General features: G+C 35.6%; 17 protein-coding genes. 3 read left to right on the top strand and 14 right to left on the bottom strand.

Annotated features, from left to right (window positions below):
* Positions 1-5 precede the first annotated feature (5 nt).
* Both ABXZ36_RS07200 and ABXZ36_RS07195 read left to right on the top strand, forming a co-directional pair.
* Complete coding sequence (locus ABXZ36_RS07200; RefSeq protein WP_354615221.1) at positions 6-1,634, top strand: acyl-CoA carboxylase subunit beta; 1,629 nt, start codon at positions 6-8, stop codon at positions 1,632-1,634.
* Positions 1,635-1,692: 58 nt separating this feature from the next.
* Positions 1,693-2,115 carry a DoxX family protein gene (locus ABXZ36_RS07195; RefSeq protein WP_354614830.1) on the top strand — a complete coding sequence of 141 codons (423 nt, stop codon included), beginning with the start codon at positions 1,693-1,695 and terminating at the stop codon, positions 2,113-2,115.
* A gap of 287 nt (positions 2,116-2,402) precedes the next feature.
* Here the strand turns inward: ABXZ36_RS07195 and ABXZ36_RS07190 are convergent, their stop codons facing one another.
* The 5 genes from ABXZ36_RS07190 to ABXZ36_RS07170 all read right to left on the bottom strand — a co-directional run bounded on the left by ABXZ36_RS07190 (position 2,403) and on the right by ABXZ36_RS07170 (position 9,550).
* On the bottom strand, positions 2,403-5,021 hold the full coding sequence (locus ABXZ36_RS07190; RefSeq protein WP_354614829.1) for a carboxypeptidase-like regulatory domain-containing protein: 2,619 nt from the start codon (positions 5,019-5,021) through the stop codon (positions 2,403-2,405).
* A gap of 72 nt (positions 5,022-5,093) precedes the next feature.
* Complete coding sequence (locus ABXZ36_RS07185) at positions 5,094-6,440, bottom strand: M24 family metallopeptidase (RefSeq protein WP_354614828.1); 1,347 nt, start codon at positions 6,438-6,440, stop codon at positions 5,094-5,096.
* 45 nt (positions 6,441-6,485) lie between these two features.
* Complete coding sequence (locus ABXZ36_RS07180) at positions 6,486-7,574, bottom strand: AMP-binding protein (protein ID WP_354614827.1); 1,089 nt, start codon at positions 7,572-7,574, stop codon at positions 6,486-6,488.
* A 3-nt stretch (positions 7,575-7,577) separates the two neighbouring features.
* The gene (locus ABXZ36_RS07175) at positions 7,578-8,507 is read right to left on the bottom strand and encodes a CPBP family intramembrane glutamic endopeptidase (protein ID WP_354614826.1); all 930 of its coding nucleotides are present in this window, start codon (positions 8,505-8,507) and stop codon (positions 7,578-7,580) included.
* Complete coding sequence (locus tag ABXZ36_RS07170; RefSeq protein WP_354615220.1) at positions 8,498-9,550, bottom strand: o-succinylbenzoate synthase; 1,053 nt, start codon at positions 9,548-9,550, stop codon at positions 8,498-8,500. The genes ABXZ36_RS07175 and ABXZ36_RS07170 overlap by 10 nt, the downstream gene beginning before the upstream one ends.
* Before the next feature lie 47 nt (positions 9,551-9,597).
* On the opposite strand from ABXZ36_RS07170, the gene ABXZ36_RS07165 reads away from it, so the two are divergent.
* A complete protein-coding gene (locus tag ABXZ36_RS07165) occupies positions 9,598-10,392 on the top strand; it encodes an SDR family oxidoreductase (protein WP_354614825.1) in 795 nt (264 codons plus the stop codon).
* Here the strand turns inward: ABXZ36_RS07165 and ABXZ36_RS07160 are convergent, their stop codons facing one another.
* The 9 genes from ABXZ36_RS07160 to ABXZ36_RS07120 form a co-directional block, all read right to left on the bottom strand.
* Complete coding sequence (locus tag ABXZ36_RS07160) at positions 10,393-11,073, bottom strand: metal-dependent hydrolase (RefSeq protein WP_354614824.1); 681 nt, start codon at positions 11,071-11,073, stop codon at positions 10,393-10,395.
* 22 nt (positions 11,074-11,095) lie between these two features.
* Positions 11,096-12,997, bottom strand: coding sequence for a sensor histidine kinase (locus tag ABXZ36_RS07155; protein ID WP_354614823.1), 1,902 nt, complete (start codon positions 12,995-12,997; stop codon positions 11,096-11,098).
* A gap of 636 nt (positions 12,998-13,633) precedes the next feature.
* Positions 13,634-14,386, bottom strand: a complete 753-nt coding sequence (locus ABXZ36_RS07150) for a LytR/AlgR family response regulator transcription factor (RefSeq protein ID WP_354614822.1) — start codon at positions 14,384-14,386, stop codon at positions 13,634-13,636.
* Between the two features lie 33 nt (positions 14,387-14,419).
* A complete protein-coding gene (gene menA, locus ABXZ36_RS07145) occupies positions 14,420-15,328 on the bottom strand; it encodes a 1,4-dihydroxy-2-naphthoate octaprenyltransferase (RefSeq protein ID WP_354614821.1) in 909 nt (302 codons plus the stop codon).
* Between the two features lie 2 nt (positions 15,329-15,330).
* Positions 15,331-15,930, bottom strand: a complete 600-nt coding sequence (locus ABXZ36_RS07140; protein WP_354614820.1) for an SPOR domain-containing protein — start codon at positions 15,928-15,930, stop codon at positions 15,331-15,333.
* 178 nt (positions 15,931-16,108) lie between these two features.
* Positions 16,109-16,939, bottom strand: a complete 831-nt coding sequence (locus tag ABXZ36_RS07135; protein WP_354614819.1) for a CvfB family protein — start codon at positions 16,937-16,939, stop codon at positions 16,109-16,111.
* A gap of 102 nt (positions 16,940-17,041) precedes the next feature.
* Positions 17,042-17,383, bottom strand: coding sequence for a DUF2853 family protein (locus tag ABXZ36_RS07130; protein WP_354614818.1), 342 nt, complete (start codon positions 17,381-17,383; stop codon positions 17,042-17,044).
* 38 nt (positions 17,384-17,421) lie between these two features.
* Positions 17,422-19,152, bottom strand: a complete 1,731-nt coding sequence (gene menD, locus ABXZ36_RS07125) for a 2-succinyl-5-enolpyruvyl-6-hydroxy-3-cyclohexene-1-carboxylic-acid synthase (RefSeq protein WP_354614817.1) — start codon at positions 19,150-19,152, stop codon at positions 17,422-17,424.
* Between the two features lie 54 nt (positions 19,153-19,206).
* On the bottom strand, positions 19,207-20,331 hold the full coding sequence (locus ABXZ36_RS07120) for a chorismate-binding protein (RefSeq protein WP_354614816.1): 1,125 nt from the start codon (positions 20,329-20,331) through the stop codon (positions 19,207-19,209).
* Position 20,332 lies beyond the last annotated feature (1 nt).

Below are 20,332 nucleotides of genomic sequence, written 5' to 3'. Positions count from 1 at the left end.
CAGAAATGGATATAACCTTCAACAAGAACGAAGACCATAATAAATTACTACTCTCATCCTTAAAGCAACGCTTGGCCAAAGTACATTTAGGCGGCGGAAAAAGCAGAATTGAAAAACAGCACGCACAAGGTAAAATGACCGCTAGGGAGCGGATTGATTATCTATTAGACACCAAGGAGAAGTCTATCGAAATAGCCGCTTTTGCCGGTGAAGGAATGTATGAAGAGCACGGTGGATGCCCCTCAGGTGGCGTTGTAATCAAAATAGGATATATAGAAGGCAAACAGTGCATTGTTGTCGCTAACGATGCTACAGTTAAGGCTGGTGCTTGGTTTCCAATTACAGGAAAGAAGAACCTAAGGGCCCAGGAAATTGCTATTGAAAACAGATTGCCCATTATTTATTTGGTTGATAGTGCCGGAGTATATCTTCCAATGCAGGACGAAATATTTCCAGATAAAGAACATTTTGGACGTATTTTTAGAAATAATGCTGTGATGAGCAGTATGGGTATAACACAAATTGCTGCAGTTATGGGCAGTTGTGTTGCTGGAGGGGCCTATTTACCTATAATGAGTGATGAAGCCCTCATAGTCGATAAAACAGGTAGTATATTCTTAGCAGGAAGTTACCTCGTAAAAGCAGCCATTGGAGAAAGTATAGACAATGAAAGTTTGGGAGGAGCTACCACCCATTGTGAGATAAGTGGAGTGACGGATTATAAGGCTAAGGACGACAAAGATGCACTAGATACCATAAAGAATATAGTTAGTAAAATTGGTGATTTTGACAAAGCCGGATATAACAGAACAGCCCCTAAAAGGCCTAAAGAAAATCCAGAAGATATCTATGGTATCTTACCAGCTTCCCGCACCGATCAATATGACATGCTTGAAATTATTAAGCGACTTGTTGACAATTCTGATTTTGAGCAGTATAAAGAAGGATACGGAAAGACTATATTGACGGGATATACACGGATTGATGGCTGGGCCGTTGGTATTGTTGCCAATCAGAGGAAAGTAGTAAAGACCACCAAAGGAGAAATGCAATTTGGAGGGGTTATTTATTCGGATTCTGCAGATAAAGCAACTCGCTTCATTGCCAATTGTAACCAGAAAAAGATACCCTTAGTTTTTTTACAGGATGTAACTGGGTTTATGGTAGGCAGTAAAAGTGAACACGGAGGAATAATCAAGGATGGCGCAAAAATGGTCAATGCCGTTAGTAACTCAATAGTACCTAAGTTTACTATAGTGATAGGTAATAGTTATGGAGCCGGTAATTACGCCATGTGCGGAAAAGCATTTGACCCCAGATTTATTGTAGCCTGGCCAAGTGCCGAATTGGCCGTTATGAGTGGAAATTCTGCCGCAAAGGTTCTGTTACAAATAGAAAAGGCTTCCTTGAAAAAGAAAGGAGAAACCATCACTGAAAAGAAAGAAGCAGAGCTTTTTAATAAAATAAAGGACCGCTATGATGACCAAGTATCACCCTATTATGCGGCAGCAAGGATATGGACCGATGCCGTTATAGATCCGCTAGAAACCAGAAATTGGATTTCCTTAGGAATTGAGGCTGCCAATCACGCTCCAATTGAAAAGAAATTTAATTTAGGGCTCTTGCAGGTTTAATTTTTTTATATCGCTTATTTTCAGTAATTTAATAAGAGTAATTTTAATCTTTTCAATTATGGGAACTATTAAAACACTCAACAAATGGGCAAATAAACACACGTATTACCCTCTTGATATTTTGCGTATTGCTTTAGGACTTTTCCTGTTTATTAAAGGCCTATATTTTATTGGGAACACCCAAATAATTCTGGAACTCGTTTCCCCTTTAAAAGGATTCGCAGGAAGCATGTTGGCTGTTCATTATGTTGCACCGGCACATCTTGTTGGGGGTTTACTCATTATCTTCGGATTGTATACCCGTTGGGCCATTCTAACCCAATTACCAATTATAATAGGAGCGGTACTCATTAATTTTATTGGAGAAATGAACACTTCCAATTTAATATTAGCCAGTGCTGTATTATTAGTGTGTAGTTTCTTTCTGTTTTACGGATCAGGGAAACATTCTACGGACTATTACCTTAAAATGGAATCTTGACACTACAATTAGAACCACAACAACCTTTTCTTTTCACACTACAGCGTGTTTAATAGAAAAGTTCCAAATACCCTGGCTCTATAATGTAATAAAAAGTGCAATTCTTTATAAGAACTATTTTGTTTATGAAATACTAATAAATTGTATCGCTTACGATATGATTTTCACAACTAAAACTCCTTTAATCTTTTAAACTTTATAATGTTCTTTAGGGATAGTTTTTTAGTAAAATAGTACTCTTCGAAAAATAATTTAACATGGGATGGTTATAAGTGTGGAAGTTCTAATTAAGGAATTTGAACGAGTATTCTATTTACATTCTTAAAATCCATTCTAAAGAATTCAACCCTGTCCTTTTGATTTTCAGAACCAAAGGCTGTACTTACCGTTATTTTTAAATAGGTGGCCAAGCCCGATTTATTGCCTAAATAGTTTGCATTTATTTGCCATGTACCGTCATTACCATAGATAAAGAAATCCTTACTAGTATATCCTTTATAAAGAAGGCTTTCATTTGATTCGCCATCCATAGCATTTGACCAGCTGCTTACATTTTTATCAGGAGAGATAAATTGAAAATTTAATTCAGCGGCATCATCATTCCATTCCAATAAAATCCTCGTTTTTATATTGTCTTGATTTATGAAATTAGTCAAAGGACTTTTTATTTGATCTTCAGTGACCTCAAGTAAGGCTTTTACTTCTGAGTTAATTACATTTTGTAGTGCTTCCGGTTGTTTAGAAAAATACCCTTCTTTTAACAAATTAAAATACCTAGCATATAAATTTTTACCTATTTTCTCTTGTTTATTTTTAATATAGGCATTAGCTAAATCTCTATAGGATTCTGCGAGATTTGATCTTAATAGCAATATTTGTTTGTACAATGCAACGGAATGTTCGTATTTTTTATTTTTATCTAAAACAAAAGCTAACGCCTTTAGATAGTTTATATCGTTTTTAAAGCGGTTTAGATTTTCATTTAGTAATTTTTCCGTAAAAGGTTCATTGGTCCAGAATTCAAGAAAGTAGTTACTGGCGTCAATATTAAAATTAGGGTTTGAGCCGTATTTTGGTTCGTAAGAATTATAGATGCCTTGTGCTTCCGTCACGTTTTGGGAACTATAAAGTTCTTGTAAAAAATTTGGCCAATTAAGACGTGCCTCCTCTTCAGATATCACGTTCTCGTTCATCTCTTGGTTGTACGTTTTTACTTTAATTGTTGAACCAGAAGCTAGAGGTGAAGCATGAGCAGCTTTAGTATTAATGATAATAACCCCACCGGCACCCACGGTACCGTATTTGGCCACAGCGGCAAGTCCAGAAATAACAGCGATACGTTTAACCTGTGAAATGTCTAGAAAATCAGGAAATCCTTGTACAATAAGTCCATCAATTTCATAGGCAGCAGGAATTGGGCGATTGGCACCCCCTTGTCTCAAATAAATTTCAGTTGATCCATCGGTATTATCATTAGACCTCATAGTTAGACCAGAAATCTTTCCCCTCAACAAATTACCCAGAGTGGTTGCCCCACTGGTAAAATCTGACTCATCCAGCATCTTCATGGAAATTCCAGAAGTTCGTTTGTCAAAAATACCAAAAGACGTTTTTATAATGCCATTATCCTCATTGTACTGATCATACAACTCTTTTTGGGTCCTTTTCTGCCTTGCCGCACTTGTAACCGTAACCTCTTCCAGTTCAACTACTTTTTCTTCCAAAGATACGTTGATGGCAAAAGTGGTTTCCAATACTTTTCTAACCTCCTTTGCTAAGGATGAAAAGCTAAATTCCAATTCATCGTTAACCCTGGCTTTTAAATTATATCTGCCCCTTTCATCCGTAGTGGTAACCTCTCCAGAATTTAGATTTTGAATTTGAGCTTTTATTAACGGCTCCCCCTCCTTAAAAACAAAACCACCGACTTCTTCTCTATTTTTACCTAAGGTCTGTAGCAATTGTTCGGTAGAATAATCAGTAACTAAAATTGAATCAGACAATTCACCATCTTCCTCTTCTTCCAATTGTGTTGTACTCACAAAAAAGGTTAATGCGTCTTTGGAATATTTTTTCCACTCTCCTTGGCTAGTATATCTTCTGTAGGAAACGCCAGGAGTATCATCCCCTGCTAATATGAGGCCAATTTGGTTCCCATATACTTTCAACAGTTCAATTCCTATACTAAAATCATCTTCTACAACTATATCATAAGGAGCAAGGTCAATGCCTACTTTACCCATTTTAGTTTTTAAAGTATATATTATATTCTTATTGGTTATCTTTTTTTTAGGATATTTGGTAGTCCCATCATACACATTAATTCGTATCAAAAGACTATCAGAGATGTTCTCTAAAACATAAAAGTAAAACGCATTTAGTTTCCTTTTTTTCTTGTTGACATTGATTTTAGTGACCAATTCTCCACCCAAAGCACCTTCGCCTTCCCAAGAACCATTTTTTAATTGCCCTACATAAGAATAACCTACCATTTTTTCGCTACTGCTTCTATTCTTCCTTTTAATACTGGTTAAAACTACTTCATTAAGATTTATAATTTCAGGTTCAATTTTAAACTCAACAGGGTTATCAAATAGATGCTGCATTTCAACAAAAGGAAGTTTAAACTCTTTATACGCCAAAGAAGAAATCTTTAGCGTATCCAATGAGGACAATTTGGATGAATCAAAAGAAAAGTTGAACGTTCCATTTTCTTCTGAAACCGTTCCAAGCTGCCTATCAATAAAACCAATATTTACATACGGCAATGGAAGATCTGTATCTGCATCTAAAACCACACCATTAAAAACCGTTTGTGAAAACAGGCCTTTTGGCGAAAAAAAGAAAAAAAAACAAGTGCCTGTAATTAGGATTCTTTTCAAAATAAAATTAAAATCCCTGCCCATAAAACTGGTTTTTCATCAGTGGTTTAGAACTATCTATTTATAAAAGAACAAGTCCTATTGTTTATTATACATCTAATTCCCTTGGTGCTCCTTAATTCTTGGGATCAGCAACAATTCAGTTTGCCTTCCATTGACATATCTAAAGCCGTTCTCTCCATAAAAACCTGCTTCTTCTAACATAATTCGGATATCTCTTTTCCATTCAGGTATAGTAATTGTGGTATTCAATTCTATAGCATAAACCGTATTTGGATTTAATGGATACTTCTCACCATCATCTTTCATGACCCCTTCTTGTGAATCCCACATTCCTATAGTAGTTCCTGCCGAATGCCCGTATAAACCCAAGGGATGTGTGTATATAGAAGGTCTTAAACCTGCGGCTTTAGCTTCGGAAAGTGACTTTGCCAAAATCTCATTCCCCGTTCTGCCAGCTACCATGTTATTAGTTAAGAAATCCTGTACCCTGTTCCCATCCTTTAAACCATTAACTAAAAAAGCTGGGGCTGCCTTTTCTTCAGGCTTTAAGACGTAGGCCAGTTCCTGACAATCTGTATTCAAACGCAAATAGGTAATCCCAAAATCGCAATGCAACAAATCCCCAGGAAGTATTACTGCATCATCTGGTCTTCCAGAGAATGAATATAGGTGAGACACCAATTCCTCACTAGATCTTTGAATATCCACTGTTGGGTGAAACCAAGTCTCTAACCCTAAATCTGTTACTTTTTGTCTCATCCACCATTCAACTTCGGTAGTGGTAGTAACACCTGGGGTAATTATCTTTTCAGAAAATGCCTCTGCAATTATATCATGGGTTATGTCTACTAATTGATTGTAGATCACCATTTCTCTCTCTGTTCTTGTTTCTATCCACCCTACGGCCAATTTTTCTGCAGAAGATACTTTTGATTTGTATTTTTGTGGAAGATATCCCATGAATTCATCATAATCGGTCTTGTCTAGACCATCGGCAATATTATGATCCTTGGAATAATTAAGTCCTATCCTCGATGGATTACGTTCTTCAATTAATTGCATCAGTCTTTTCCATTGATCAGGCTCTTTTTCCTTATCCCAAGCAGATATAATGCTCTCTCCAACGTTATAACGAGCTACGGCAAGTTTTTCAATGCTGTTCTTAGCCTTGTTCCTATAAAACAAAAGAATAGTCCTTCTTCTTGCGTTCAACCAAGTTGCAGGTAACATGGTTTTTATAACCGGATCTTCATTGTATTCCCTAGAAATAACAATCCACATGTCAATCCCAGTTTTATCCATTAGGGAAGGTAACAATACATTGAAACGCTCTTCCATTATTTCATCAACAGCCTTGGCCCTTTCCACCTCTGGCAATATCTGTTGAGCCTTGGAAGAAATAGTAAATACAAAACATAGGGATAAAAGTATTGCTCTCATGTGGTTGGTTAGTTTTTGAATTAATGTAAATATACTAATACTGAATTATAGGGAGAATAGTTTAATAGTCCTTTTTCTGTCCAGTTTACCGTTCCCTGTTTCTGCGAATTTCTCTACGGTCACCAATTCTTTTGGAATCTCAAAATTCTCAAGTGTTCCCTTGCTTTTTAAATCTTCTAATAATGACTGATCAATGCCGCTCCCCTCAACAAAGAGTACTAATTTTTCTCCTAGCATCTCATCTGGCATAGCAGCAACGAAAAATCTAGAGGTTATGAATAAGGCTAATTTAGCTTCGATTTTCTCAGGTATTAGTTTAATCCCTCCCGAATTGATAATGTTGTCATATCTGCCCAACCATTTAAATTCTTTTTCATTCCTGATATCAACCAAATCATTAGTAACAATGGTTTCCTTTGCAAGCATAGGTGCATCAATTACCAAGCACCCCCTCTTGTCGGTATGTATTGCAATATCTGGAAGTACCACAAAATTTTGCTCTGTATTATTTTGATTTTGGCTTATCTTTTTTATCGCAATGTGGCTTACAGTTTCTGTCATGCCATAGGTTTCGAAAATTTCATTATCCAATAATTGGATTTTATCTTTCAACTTTTCTGAAATAGGGGCTCCACCAACAATCACTGTGTTTATTTGATCGATTTGGTTCAATGAATTTTCCAATTGCATAGGAACCATTGCTCCAAACTTAAAGGTTTTATTAACGCCTGAAAGCGGAAAGGAAGCGGGTGCGACATAGTCCAATCGCAATCCCAAAACGATAGCCCTAACGAGCATCATTTTACCTGCAATATAGGATGCTGGTAAACAATGGAGTACAGTATCCCCGGCTTCCAATCCAAAAAAATTGGCAGTCGCTAAAGACGAATTTACCATATGTTCTTTTTTAAGGTGTATGGTTTTAGGCTCGCCTGTTGATCCTGATGTTTTAACTGGTATAGTTGGTTTATCGCTTAGCCAGTCCAATAAAAAATCTCCAAATGGTATTTCGAATGCTTCTCCCTCCTTTATCAAACAATAGCCAATTTCCTTCAATTCCTCAGCATTACAGGAAATACCATTGATTTTAAAATTTGGATGTACTTCATTATAATAAGTAGTCATTGTTTCCATTTTTTAATTGATTGATTCTTCTGCCTGTATGTTGCCCGATAATCTTTCTCTCCAATTTTTCCATCCATATTTTTTTGAAAAAATATAAAGGAGTGCAGGGTATATTACCAAAACTGGGATAAAAATATTCCAGCTTATTTGGGGTTCCGAAATATCCCTATAAATAGATTCAACCTGAAAAGCGCTCCAATCGGAGGTTACTAAGAGTAGTGTCGTTAAATTGTTGGCCGCGTGGAAACCCAATGCCAGCTCCAACCCTTCATCCATTAATGTCATTATACCTAAAAAGAGTCCGGTTCCTATATAATACACCATAAGTCCATAGCCCAGCTTTTCAACTTCTGGGTTTCCCAAATGCAAAAGTCCGAAGATAAGGGAGGTGATGACCAAAGGCACCCATCTATTCTTAGCTAGAATACCAATCCCTTGCATTAAATACCCCCTCATCAGATACTCTTCGCAGCTCGTCTGTATAGGAATCAATAGTACTCCAATGACCAAAAGGTATAAAAAAGGTTCCAGTTTAAAATTAAATACATAATCTTCAGGGGAAAATACCAAATCTGCACCTACCATAATAATTGATATGATGGCCCATAGTAAAAAGGCAAAGCCAACCCTGTTCCAATCCACCCTCTTTCTTGAAGTCGTTAAATCAACAATTTTTTGTTTGTGGACCAGTTTTACAGTCAAAAACGTAGCCAACAACCCAAAAGCGAATGACAGTAACATCAGAAACAAAAACAGATTGGATCCCAATAAAGCCGCCATACCAGAAATATCTGTTGGCATAACCTGGCCTTTCGACTTAGTGATGAGGGTTCCCATTAATGGGAGCATACCAACAACTTGCCAGCCAATAAATATGCTCATAATACCTACTACATATCGCCAACCTTCGTGAAAGCCTTTGTAGGCCTGTTCTATATACATATCTGTTCAATTTTAGTTTTATCCCATACACGGTCTTTTTGGTAATAAATCTTACCGTTTTCAACCGTTAATGGGGAATCTATATTATTGGTATACAAACTTCCCGTTCCTAATCCCTGAGGTAAATTATTTTGCAAAGTTGCTGTCCATTGGGCAATTGCATTTAAGCCAATATTACTCTCCAAAGCACTGGTCACCCACCACCCAATATCATATTTTTCTGCAGTCCTGATCCACTCCATACTGCCTTTAAACCCACCCACTAAACTAGGTTTTAATATGATAAAATGCGGACGAATAGTTTTTAATAAAGTATCTTTTTCCGTAACATTAGTTACCCCTATTAACTCTTCATCCAAAGCGATAGGCAAAGGAGTATTTGCGCATAATGACTTCATTTCTGAAACAATTCCCTGTTTTATAGGCTGTTCAATAGAATGCAGATCATATTGGGACAGTATATTTAATTTCTCCATTGCCTCCTCTACTTTGAAAGCTCCGTTTGCGTCTACCCGCAATTCTATTTCATCCTTATTGTATTTTTTACGAATAGAAGATAGCAATGCCATTTCACTCTTAAAATCGATAGCACCAATTTTCATTTTGATACAGCTAAAACCATCTGCTAATTTTTGTTGGATCTGTTCGTGCATATAGCTCTCATCCCCCATCCAAACCAGCCCATTAATGTCTATTGGAATAGATTCAGTGGTAAAAGGGGATGGGAACAGCTCAAATGGCTCTTTGGATTCAAAGGAAATAAATGCTTGTTCCACTCCAAATTGAATACTGGGAAAATCCATTAATGCATACCAAAGTTTTGTTCTTCCTAAATGAATATTGTCACAAGTCCATTTCAATTTTTGTTCATATTCGGGAACATCGTCTATGCTTAATCCCCTGAGTATTCCACACTCACCTATTCCATATCCTTGCTCACCTTTTAAGATAAGAAACCATGTTTCTTTTTGGTTTAGTACTCCTCGTGATGTTCCACTAGGCCTTTTAAAATTGAGTATGAATTTTTTGTAGCTTGCTCTTATCATAAGAGCTCAAATTTAACTATATTTTGAATCATTAAAACAAAGAAATGAAAAGGATTGGGGATAAAATAATTTGGATTACCGGAGCTTCGTCAGGGATTGGAGAAGCCCTTTCTTATCAGCTATCTAAATTGGGATGTAAACTGGTAATTTCCGCTAGGAACCAAGAACAATTACTAAAGGTTAAAAATAAATGTAATTATCCCGAGCGGATTCATATTCTACCGCTTGATCTGGCAGATTATAAAAATATGGAAGAAAAGGTTCAACAAGCCATTTCCGATGTAGGGCGAATAGATATGCTGATCAACAATGCCGGAATAAGTCAACGTTCCTTGATCATGGATACTGACATAGACGTTTACAAAAAACTTATGGATATCAATTATTTGGGAACAGTGGCCTTGACCAAGGCTATCTTACCGCATTTTATAGCACAAGGGAATGGTCATTTCGTTACCGTGACTAGTTTAATGGGGAAATTTGGCTCTCCCTACCGCTCTGGTTATTGTGGAGCCAAACACGCACTTCATGGTTTTTTTGATGTATTAAGGATGGAACATGAAAAAGACGGCATACAGGTTACCCTAATATGCCCAGGCTTTGTGAATACCAAAGTTGCCATAAATGCCTTGACCGGTAATGGAAAAAGCCAACTAAGCAATGATTTAGCCACTGAAAAAGGTTTGGACCCAGTTATATTTGCAAAAAAAATGATCCATGCGATAACTAACCAAAAATTTGAGGCCAACATAGGTAGATGGGAGGTAGCAGGTGTATATCTCAAGCGTTTTATCCCCAAATTATTACATACGGTTGTTTTAAAAAGTAAGGTGAGATAATTAAAGGGTGATGCCCTCCCCTATTTCGAATAAGTATAATTTTTTGCCCGAATTTTTGAATTTGGTAATAGCCATACTATGGTCTATTTCAATATATCCAAAAGTGTCGTAATGATATCCTAATACCGTATCACAAGCAAGAAAATCGGCTGCCAAGACAGCATCATCCACCCCCATAGTGAAATTGTCTCCAATAGGCAATACAGCCAAATCCAATTTTGCATTCAGTGGTATCAACTTCATATCCATGGTAAGTGCTGTATCCCCTGCAACGTATATAGTTTTTCCTGCAGAAGTAATTACAAACCCTCCGGGTTGCCCCCCATAAGATCCATCAGGAAAGGAGGAGGTATGGATGGCATTAACGTATTTTAAGGAACCGAAATCGAACGTCCAATTTCCCCCATGATTCATAGGGTGTGCTTTAAAGCCTTTTTTTTGATAGTGAACGGCAATTTCATAGTTGCTCACTATAGTAGCGCCAGAAGTCTCAGCAATAGCTTCTACATCCAAAATGTGGTCCTGATGTGCGTGAGTAACTAAAATATAATCTGGTTTTAGGTTCTGAATCTTAATTTTATCCTTTGCCTTTTCGTTACCCGTTATAAATGGATCTATCAATAGGATTTTACCACCAGTCTCTATAAGAAGCGCTGCATGTCCTAAAAAAGTGATTTTCATGATTTCGATTTTTGGTTCAAATTTATTTAAATTTGAACCAAAAACGAACACCATCGGCAGTTTTATCTATATTTAAGGTAGATTGTAATTGGTTTACCAATCGATTCATTAATCGAATTCCCATAGAAGAACTAGTTCGCTCTTCGGTATCCTCTGGTAATCCAATACCATTGTCTGTGTATTCAAAATATCCTTGATCCCCATTTTTACGAAGATGTATGTAAATCTTACCATTTTCATCATCGGTGGGAAATGCATATTTAAATGAATTAGAAACCAATTCATTTAATATCAAGCCAAAAGGAATAGCCCTATCAATATCCAGCTCAGTACCTTCGGCATCTATGGTAATATTAATATTATGCCCTCCTTTTTTATAAACCGATTGAATGCTGTTGATTAAACTTTCAATATAACCTTGCATTTCTATAACTGATAAGTCGTCATTCTGATATAGCTTTTGATGAATTAAAGCCATAGCCTTCACCCTACTCTTACCTTCTTCCAAGGCCTCTATTGCTGCCTTACTCCTAGTGTTTTTAGTTTGAAGGCTCAATAAACTGGAGACCATTTGAAGGTTGTTCTTTACCCTATGGTGTATCTCTTTAAGAAGTGAATCTTTTTCTACCAAAGAAGCTTCAATAATATACTTCTGTTCGGCAATTAAACGTTGGGTCTTTATGCTTCTTAAATAAGCATAAACTAATCCAGCAAATCCCAATAAGGTGAAAATTAAAGAAATAAAAACAAGATTGATGCGTTCTTCCTTGGCTTGCAAATCTAAACGAGATTTCTCCAATGCCAATTTCTGCTCTTGCATTTGGTTCCTGCTGTTTTCTAAATCCTGACTCGTTAATGCTGCTAATTGTTGGGTGCGCAATGCAGATTCATATACATTTATGGAATCATTGATTCTAACATTTTTCTTTAAATAAAAAGAGACATTTTTATAGTCTTGTATTTTATCATAATAGGCAGCCAAGGCCCTATTTTTCTTCAATAGATTCTCTATTTTCCTAGGCTCTAAATCTGCTTTTAAATAATTTCTGGCCTTCTCATAATTACCCAACTGTAGGTGGCATTCTGCAAGTTCTAACGTGTTCTCTACCACGTCAGAAGAAAATTTTCCTTTATTGAATTCCTTAATGGTAATAATACTTCCCTCTAGCCAAGGTATGGCCTCTTTATATTGCCTTAATTGTGCATAACACCTGCCAATATTTCCTTCTATGATCCCTTTGAGATAATTAGCCTCCACTATTTCCTTTTCCGTTCTGGTATTGGTAATATCATTCAGGAATATATCTATATGCCCTTTTGCTTCCTTAAATTTTGATAATGCCACAGAAGAAGAATTATCTAAACGCAAATAATTACCTATGTTGTTGTTGTACTTAGCAAGCGAATAGTGATCATCTTCGCTTATGGTTTTCATAACTTCCATGATATAGTCCTGCATAGCCTTGCGTGGAAGGCCTAAATTGGCATATATGTCATAGGTGGCTACATTCTTGCTAAGCCCAATTGCCTTCTTTTCCTTTCGGATTTCCAATTGTTTATCGTACATATGAAGTCGGGCATAATTGTAGTCCATGAGATCCAACAGAATCCTTTTAGTATTAAGGTCTAAAGAACTCTTCTGCTTGTAAAGCTCGTTGGCAATGGCCACACTTTTATCATAATCTCCCAGATCGTGATAAATTTGAGACTGCATTATCTTGAATTTTCTGATACTGATAGAATCATTATCCTCCTGCGCCTCTACCAGATCTAATTGAACCGCATCCAACCAATCGTATGCGGAGTTTTCGTTATATCTGTTTGGAACTTCAAAAAAGAAGGTGAATTTATCCGAGGCGCCTTCTTTAATCTTAAACGTTCTTAATGTACTGTCTTCCTTTGTGATCGATTGTGCTTGTAGCAATCCATTACTAAGGTGGAAAGTGAAAAAAAATATAAATATTTTGATAAGCAACCTAACCATAATATGCTTGAGAATATAATTATACTAATTATTTTCAAAGGTAACATCCCTTTGAAAATTGTGATGTAAGTCGTTTGAAAAAGATAAACGATCTATGCTTCAAAAATAAGGTTATAAAATATCAACAGTGAAATTATATTGACAATAGATTTCACCATGTTATCTTATTACCCCTACTTTAATCTCTATGTCTTAAAAACTTAACCAATCAATAAATATTTCCATATTCAAGACCAATTTTTATAAAGTTTCCTATTATCTACCTTTTAAACAAAAAAAAATAAAAAGGCCGTACATAAGATGCACAGCCTTTTAGGAACACTATATATGAAAATGATAAGATTTGGGTCTCTTTCAATTACAGTTCAAATATATTCTGTTCCTTGGAATCTGCCATATTATTGTTGTAAAAGCATCTAGAACTGTTGTGAATAAGTACTTTTTTTTTAAGGAAGTATTTAATCGAAGAAATTGGACTTTTTTTAATCAAAAAATAGAATTAAAAAATGTGTCATAATAAAAAAACCATTCTAAGCATTAGCTTAGAATGGTTTTTTTATTAAATAAGTACCCCCTTTAAGAATTCATTGCGGAAATTATAAATTCCTTAAACTCTTTGGAGATTGGGATAAGTGTGTTATTAATCATAATATCCTTAGAATTGATAGCATCAATGTGATCTACGTTAACGATGTATGACTTATGCGCTCTATAAAATTTGTTCTGAGGTAATTTTTCCAGATAATCCTTTAAAGGTGATCTCACCAAAAACTTCTTGTCTGCGGTATTCACTTCCAAATAAACATTATCAGCTTTGATAAAATGAATATCTCCAAATTGTATTCTGTAATACAAATGTTGCTTTTTGACAAAGATTGAGTCTTTAAGTACGGAATTTGACATTACTTTTTCCTCACCATCATCGGTGTTTCCGTTATCCCCCTTTTCGGCATAATTGAAGCTAGAAAGCGCTATCTCAATAGACGTGTAAAGATCCTGTTGTTCAAAAGGTTTCACCAAATATCCATTTGGTTTTACCGTTTTGGCATTCTCAACAGTGGCCCTATCAGAGTTAGAGGTTACGAAAATAAAAGGAATATTATAATGATCTCTTATATGCTTTCCTAGATCAATTCCGGTTTTATCGGAAGCTAAAATAATATCGATTAAAACTAGATCTACTTGATTGTTTTTAAGTACTTCTACCGCCTGTTCATAGACAATGACATTATCTACAATCTCGTATCCAATCTCCTCTAACATGGACTGCATGTCATCTGCAATGATAACGTTATCCTCTACGATAAGAATCTTAATTGGTTGTTCCAAATTGAGTGTGATTTGATAGTTAACTTATCAAATTTACGAAAAAATATTAAAAGAAAAATAAAACAATACTGACAATAAAAATGTACTTAGAGCTAACCTTTTTAGTTCGGGGTCCAATAATCTTGGCTGCTCTGTAATGTATACTTTTCTAATGTGTATACTTATGGGTACAAACCCTAAAAGAGGTATAAGACTTATCCAATTAAGATAGTTCATGAAAATAAAGCCACCCATACTAAGCAAGGCCAATGACAATAAAACGTAGTGGTATTTCTTTCCATTTTCAAAGCCCATTTTTACAACCAATGTGTTTTTTCCAACCTTTTTATCGGACAAGGAGTCTCGTAAATTATTTAGATTAAGCACACCAACACTTAATAAACCAATTGTAACTGCCGGTAACAAAGAAACAGTGGTAATAAATTTCGCATACAGGAACAAACATCCTAATACTCCTATAAGTCCAAAAAAGAGAAAAACATATACATCACCCAAACCTCTATATCCATAAGCCGAAGTACCCACTGTATATGTAATGGCTGCCCAAATACTTGCTGCCCCTAGACCCAAAAATAAAATGATATACCCTATATTTTGAATTCCAAAGGCCAAAAAAACCAATAATAGAACTAAAATTATATTAATGACAATGCTCAATATTATACCAAGCTTAAGCTCTTCCTTTGTCAATATACCGCTTTGAAGTGCTCTTTTCGGGCCAACTCTGTCTTCGTTATCTGTTCCTTTAACCCCATCGCCATAATCATTAGCAAAATTAGAAGTTACTTGAAACCCAACGGTGGTAAGTAATGCAAGAACGAAAATTGAATAATTGAAATAACCATAAAAACCAGCCAAACCGGTCCCTACTATTATACCCGATAAAGAAAGTGGAAGTGTTCGTAATCTCGCAGCATTGAGCCACGCCTTAATTTTAGACAAAATTAATAAGGTTCTTCTATTTTAATTCGTTTCCCATCTTGATAAGAAGCTACAAAAGCATCAGAAAACCCCATTTTTACCAATTGGTATCTAAATGATCTAGCTTCGGCAAGAGATTCGAAATTACCTAAGGAGTAAGAATAAAATGGATTTGTTTTCACCAACATGGTATTGGCCAAAGCTTCTGAGGTAAGTGTTAAATTATTATCTACGAAAGACTTTATCTGCACTGAGTAGATTGTTTCCTTTTCCAAAAAACTTTTAGCTAAATAAAACTCTTTTACTTGACTTAGTTCCTCGTTTTTTCTCTTAAGATTATCCAATCTGTGCTTTATGGCATCTAAACTATCGATGGACACTAAAATGTTATTTCTATTTTCAAAAGAACTAGAACTACTAACGCCTGCCGTAAAAGAAGTAATAGCTAAGGCTCCTATGAGAAAAAGCCCCATAACACCCGCAAGTACGTTACGTTGTGTTTTATTTCTTTTAATTTCTTTGTTCTTGTATTTTATTTGATCTAGGAGACGCTCATTTATAATTTGCGCCTTATCAATATCCTTGTGCAATTCCAATAAATCGCTTTCCTCAATAAATGGCATATTTTTTTTATATTTTCAGGGGTACGTAATTATAAAATTAATCAAAATCAACCTATGAAGTGACCAATTAATGCAAAAATATAAGATTTCGGTTAAATTAAAAATAAATGGGCCTAATTCTTATCAAGTAAAGCACTCATTTTCATGATATTAATGGCCAAAAGTAGAAGGTTAACTTTTAAATAAGATATATTCCATCCTCTTTAATATCTATTTTACGCTCTCTATATAAAGTTCCAATACCCTTTTTAAAGTTCTTTTTACTTAATTCAAAGGCATATTTAATGTCCTCTGGATGTGATTTATCATGGAAAGGCAAAAACCCTCCGGCCTTGGTTAGATGCTCATAGATCAGATTTGCAGCAGGTTCTACACTTTTATAGCCTATCGGCTTAAGGGAAACGTCTATTTTATTGTCCTCTCGAATGGCCTTAATATACCCCTTCATTTTGTCTCCTACAGACAATTTTTTGAATATCTCACTGAGGTATACCAGCCCTTTATGCTTGTTGTTTATGATGACTTCCCAACCCAAATCTGTTAGTCGGGTTACGATCAAGTCTACTTCTTCCCAATTACTTACTGTGAGTTCCTCATTGTCTATGAATTTATCGAGCTTGTTAGTGGCCACCAAACGTTGTGTTTTGTCATCCAAATAACAAAAAACGATATAGGATTGTCCAGGCTGCATTTTTGTTCGTTGTTCACTAAAAGGCACCAAAAGATGCTTTTCTAAGCCCCAGTCCATAAATGCGCCAATGTTATTGACCTCTGCAACGCGTAACAAATTAAAGGTGTTTCTAATAATGTAGGGCTTAATATTAGTAGTCACAGGTCGCTCTTCGTGATCTAAATAGCAAAACACGGTGAGCTCATCCCCTATTTCATAAATCTCAGGGACATACTTATTGGGCAATAAAACCTCTGTTCCTTCTCCATCCCCTAAAAAAAGACCTACGCTGGTATCCCTTAAAATTTCCAGTGTGTTGTAATTACCTAACTCTATCATAAAACAGCATCTACTTCCTGCAAAAATACATTTAAAAAAACTGCTATAAAAAAAAAAGCCGTTCCTTAAAAAGAACGGCTTTAAAATTTTATGAAACAACTTCTATTTGTAAACTGATTCCTTTTTGAAATGTTTGGCCAATAAGTAATACACTACAGCCCTATATTTATTTCTTTCCGAAGAACCATATTGTTCCATTACACTTTTAATGCCTTCCATCAATTTTGGGCTATCGCTCAATCCCAATTTTTTGATCAGAAAGTTATTTTTTACTGTTTCCAATTCTTTTTCATCAGAACCAGAAACTGTCGATGCATCCCTATTGTAAATTGAAGGACCACATCCAATGGTCACCTTGGTCAAAAAATCCATATCTGGGGTTACCCCTATTTTGGTTTTCAAATCAGAAGCATACTTTTCTATCAGCTCGTCTCTTTTACTCATAATGATACATGTTGGTTTAGTTAATTAATAATTCTTTCCTAAGATATAAAATCAAAATAACTAAGCAAAATTTTATTATTCAATACTCGTGGTGTTTTAATTTCCAATAGCTTGGGGTTGTGAGACTTCTCAAAAAAAGTATGCAATGCCAAATCCAATTCCTTCTCATTTTCTACCTTCTGGTATTCCATCTGATACATATGGCATAAATGTGAAGCTTCTAAATGGTGTACTGTTTCAAAATAAGTTTCAAAATTCTCTGTATCCTCTTGCCCTGGAAGTATTCTAAAAATGCCTCCCCCTTCATTGTTCAAGACTATAATTCTAAAATCTGAACGCATGTAATTGTTCCAAAGGGCATTGCTGTCATAGAAAAAACTTAAATCCCCAGTTATAAAAAGGGTAGGTTCTTTTTTAACAATAGAAGCACCTATGGCTGTGGATGTACTTCCGTCTATGCCACTAGTACCCCTATTGCAGAATACCCTCAAACTTGGATCTAGATCAAAAAGCTGAGCATATCTAATGGTAGAACTATTGGCCAATTGCAATTGATACCTCTGGGGAATATTCTTAAAAATATGATGAAAAGCCAACATATCACTAAAAGCAATTTGATCCATATATGCTTGCCGCTTTATTTGATAACCTCTTTTTATATGGTCCCAATAGCTAAAATAATCACTAGCTTGTGCGACAATGCCTTTATTGAATGCTTCAAAAAAATGGTTTGGTTCCACCTTAAAATGGTGCGAAAGACAGTAAAAGGTATTGTTTGCCTTTTTTTGGTCTATATGCCAATGGTTTATGGGGCTAAATTTCCTTAAAAATGCCTTTATTTTTTTAGACACAATTAACCCCCCGAAAGTCAATAAAATTTCAGGTCTCAATTTTTGAAAAAGTCCTTCTTTATCCTTTGACTTTTCAATGGGAGCTATTATACTGTCTATACTGCCAAAAAAATTAGGATGATGAATGTTAGATGTAGTCTCCGTAAAAACAATCACCGAAGGATCATTAGCAATGGAGTCCAACAATTGTTGAACCTTTTCGTCTGGATAATGAACTCCCACTAAAATCATTTTTCTTTTGGACGCATTCCATAATTTAATATAAGAATCCAAATCCTCCACCACCTGTAATTCTTTTTCATTTCTAGTAGCGGTGGTTGAGGATATTATGGGCATATCTACAACTCCGTATAGGGGTTCTTCAAAGGGAATATTGATATGGACGGGCGTTTTATTATTAAAAGCAGCTTCCAAGGATTTTACCAACTGATCATCGTTGTGTTTTTGAATCGATGCTTGTTTTACTCTATCGGTATCTGATAATTCTAAAGGGTTTGTATTTTTAATATCCAGTTTTAGATTAGCTGAATAGCCGATATGGTTGTCAAATACATTTTCTTGTCTTATGGTCTGTCCATCTCCAATATCAATTTTCTGGGGAGGTCTGTCGGCAGTAATAACCACCAAAGGGATATCGCTATAATACGCTTCCGCTATCGCTGGATAATAATTTAATAGGGCACTCCCGGAAGAACAAAGCAACGCTACAGGTTTTTGTAACTGTTGAGCAATACCTAATGCAAAAAATGCCGCGCAACGTTCATCTACAATACTGAAACATTTGAAAGATGGATCTTCAGAAAAGCCTATAGTCAAAGGGGAATTTCGTGAGCCTGGAGAGATTACTATATTGTCTATACCATTTGCTTTGCAATGGCGAATTACAGTCTGTGCTGAGGGTATGCTTGAGTATTTCATGAACAACAAAAATACAACGGAAGTAGTTCTTAACCCAATACTTAAAAGGTATTACTATCTATTTTGGATTACTTTTAACATCGTGGCACTTTTGTTAACTGTTTCTCCCCATTCTTGCTCTGGAATAGAATCTGTGGTAATGCCACCTCCAACATAAATAGTTGCATTATGACCTACTATTTGCATACAACGCAAATTCACAAAAAGGTCCGTTTTAGTATGAATAGATCTATAAGCCTTATTCTCTATATTCCTATTACTGGACGCTCTTTCAATTTCTTCCTTAAAATTAAGCTCCCCGAGATATCCCGTGTAAAATTCCCTATTGTAATTTTCATTAGCCGTAATAAAATCATATGCCTCACTTTTTGGAAGTCCGCCTACCGCGGGAGTAGGATGTAGTAGTTTAACTAGTTTTTTAATGTCTAAAACCTTCAACCTCCCAGTTATTTTGGTCCGCAAATGCATTAAACTACCTGCTCGGAGAGATTCTGTCTCTGATATATACAAATTAGTCACTAAACTCTTTAAAGCATTGGTGATATAATTGGTGACCATGGATTGCTCCTCTCGTTCTTTCTTTTTCCAATCAGGATCGGGATCTCCAGTATATGGTTGTGTCCCTGCCAAGGACATAGTCTGTATCTGCTTATTTTGAATATTAACTAACACCTCGGGAGTGGCTCCCAACCAAAGTCCTACTTTTGGGTGGTACCACATATAACAAAATGCTTCCGTATAGGTATTCAGTAATTTCAAAAACAATTGAAGAGGTGCACCTTGGAATGTTGCTGACATTAGCCTAGAAAGAACAACTTTTTTAAACCTCCCTTTCTTGATTTCATCAATTGCCTTTGCTACCAATTGAATATGAAAATTCTTTTCATCTATATCCGTTGAAGGGTAATCTATTTGGGATTTATTGTTTAGAGAGATAGAATGTTCGCTTGGTTCAAATTGGGACTGAACCAATTCATCTATAGGAATGAGAATTACTTCGCCTTTTTCGTTAAAAGGAGCAAAAACAAAACCAGTTTCCTTAAAATCAATACAATAGTGAATTTTGGAATCAGATTGAAAAATTCCCTTCACCATTTTTTGGCTTGGTTTTCTATAAACAACCAAAGGTTTTTCTTGAAGAAGCTGTTCTTCAATACGCTGTAAAAGTTGTTGAAACATA

This window comes from Sediminicola arcticus, from assembly GCF_040566695.1.
Lineage (GTDB): Bacteria > Bacteroidota > Bacteroidia > Flavobacteriales > Flavobacteriaceae > Sediminicola > Sediminicola arcticus.
This window is presented reverse-complemented; position numbering and strand designations above follow the sequence as displayed.

Bases quoted from the DNA above. Each gene is read 5' to 3' on its own strand.
- ABXZ36_RS07200 (WP_354615221.1), top strand. From the start codon at position 6: ATGGATATAACCTTCAACAAGAACGAAGACCATAATAAATTACTACTC.
- ABXZ36_RS07195 (WP_354614830.1), top strand. From the start codon at position 1,693: ATGGGAACTATTAAAACACTCAACAAATGGGCAAATAAACACACGTAT.
- ABXZ36_RS07190 (WP_354614829.1), bottom strand. From the start codon at position 5,021: ATGGGCAGGGATTTTAATTTTATTTTGAAAAGAATCCTAATTACAGGC.
- ABXZ36_RS07185 (WP_354614828.1), bottom strand. From the start codon at position 6,440: ATGAGAGCAATACTTTTATCCCTATGTTTTGTATTTACTATTTCTTCC.
- ABXZ36_RS07180 (WP_354614827.1), bottom strand. From the start codon at position 7,574: ATGGAAACAATGACTACTTATTATAATGAAGTACATCCAAATTTTAAA.
- ABXZ36_RS07175 (WP_354614826.1), bottom strand. From the start codon at position 8,507: ATGTATATAGAACAGGCCTACAAAGGCTTTCACGAAGGTTGGCGATAT.
- ABXZ36_RS07165 (WP_354614825.1), top strand. From the start codon at position 9,598: ATGAAAAGGATTGGGGATAAAATAATTTGGATTACCGGAGCTTCGTCA.
- ABXZ36_RS07160 (WP_354614824.1), bottom strand. From the start codon at position 11,073: ATGAAAATCACTTTTTTAGGACATGCAGCGCTTCTTATAGAGACTGGT.
- ABXZ36_RS07140 (WP_354614820.1), bottom strand. From the start codon at position 15,930: ATGCCATTTATTGAGGAAAGCGATTTATTGGAATTGCACAAGGATATT.
- ABXZ36_RS07135 (WP_354614819.1), bottom strand. From the start codon at position 16,939: ATGATAGAGTTAGGTAATTACAACACACTGGAAATTTTAAGGGATACC.
- ABXZ36_RS07130 (WP_354614818.1), bottom strand. From the start codon at position 17,383: ATGAGTAAAAGAGACGAGCTGATAGAAAAGTATGCTTCTGATTTGAAA.
- menD (WP_354614817.1), bottom strand. From the start codon at position 19,152: ATGAAATACTCAAGCATACCCTCAGCACAGACTGTAATTCGCCATTGC.
- ABXZ36_RS07120 (WP_354614816.1), bottom strand. From the start codon at position 20,331: ATGTTTCAACAACTTTTACAGCGTATTGAAGAACAGCTTCTTCAAGAA.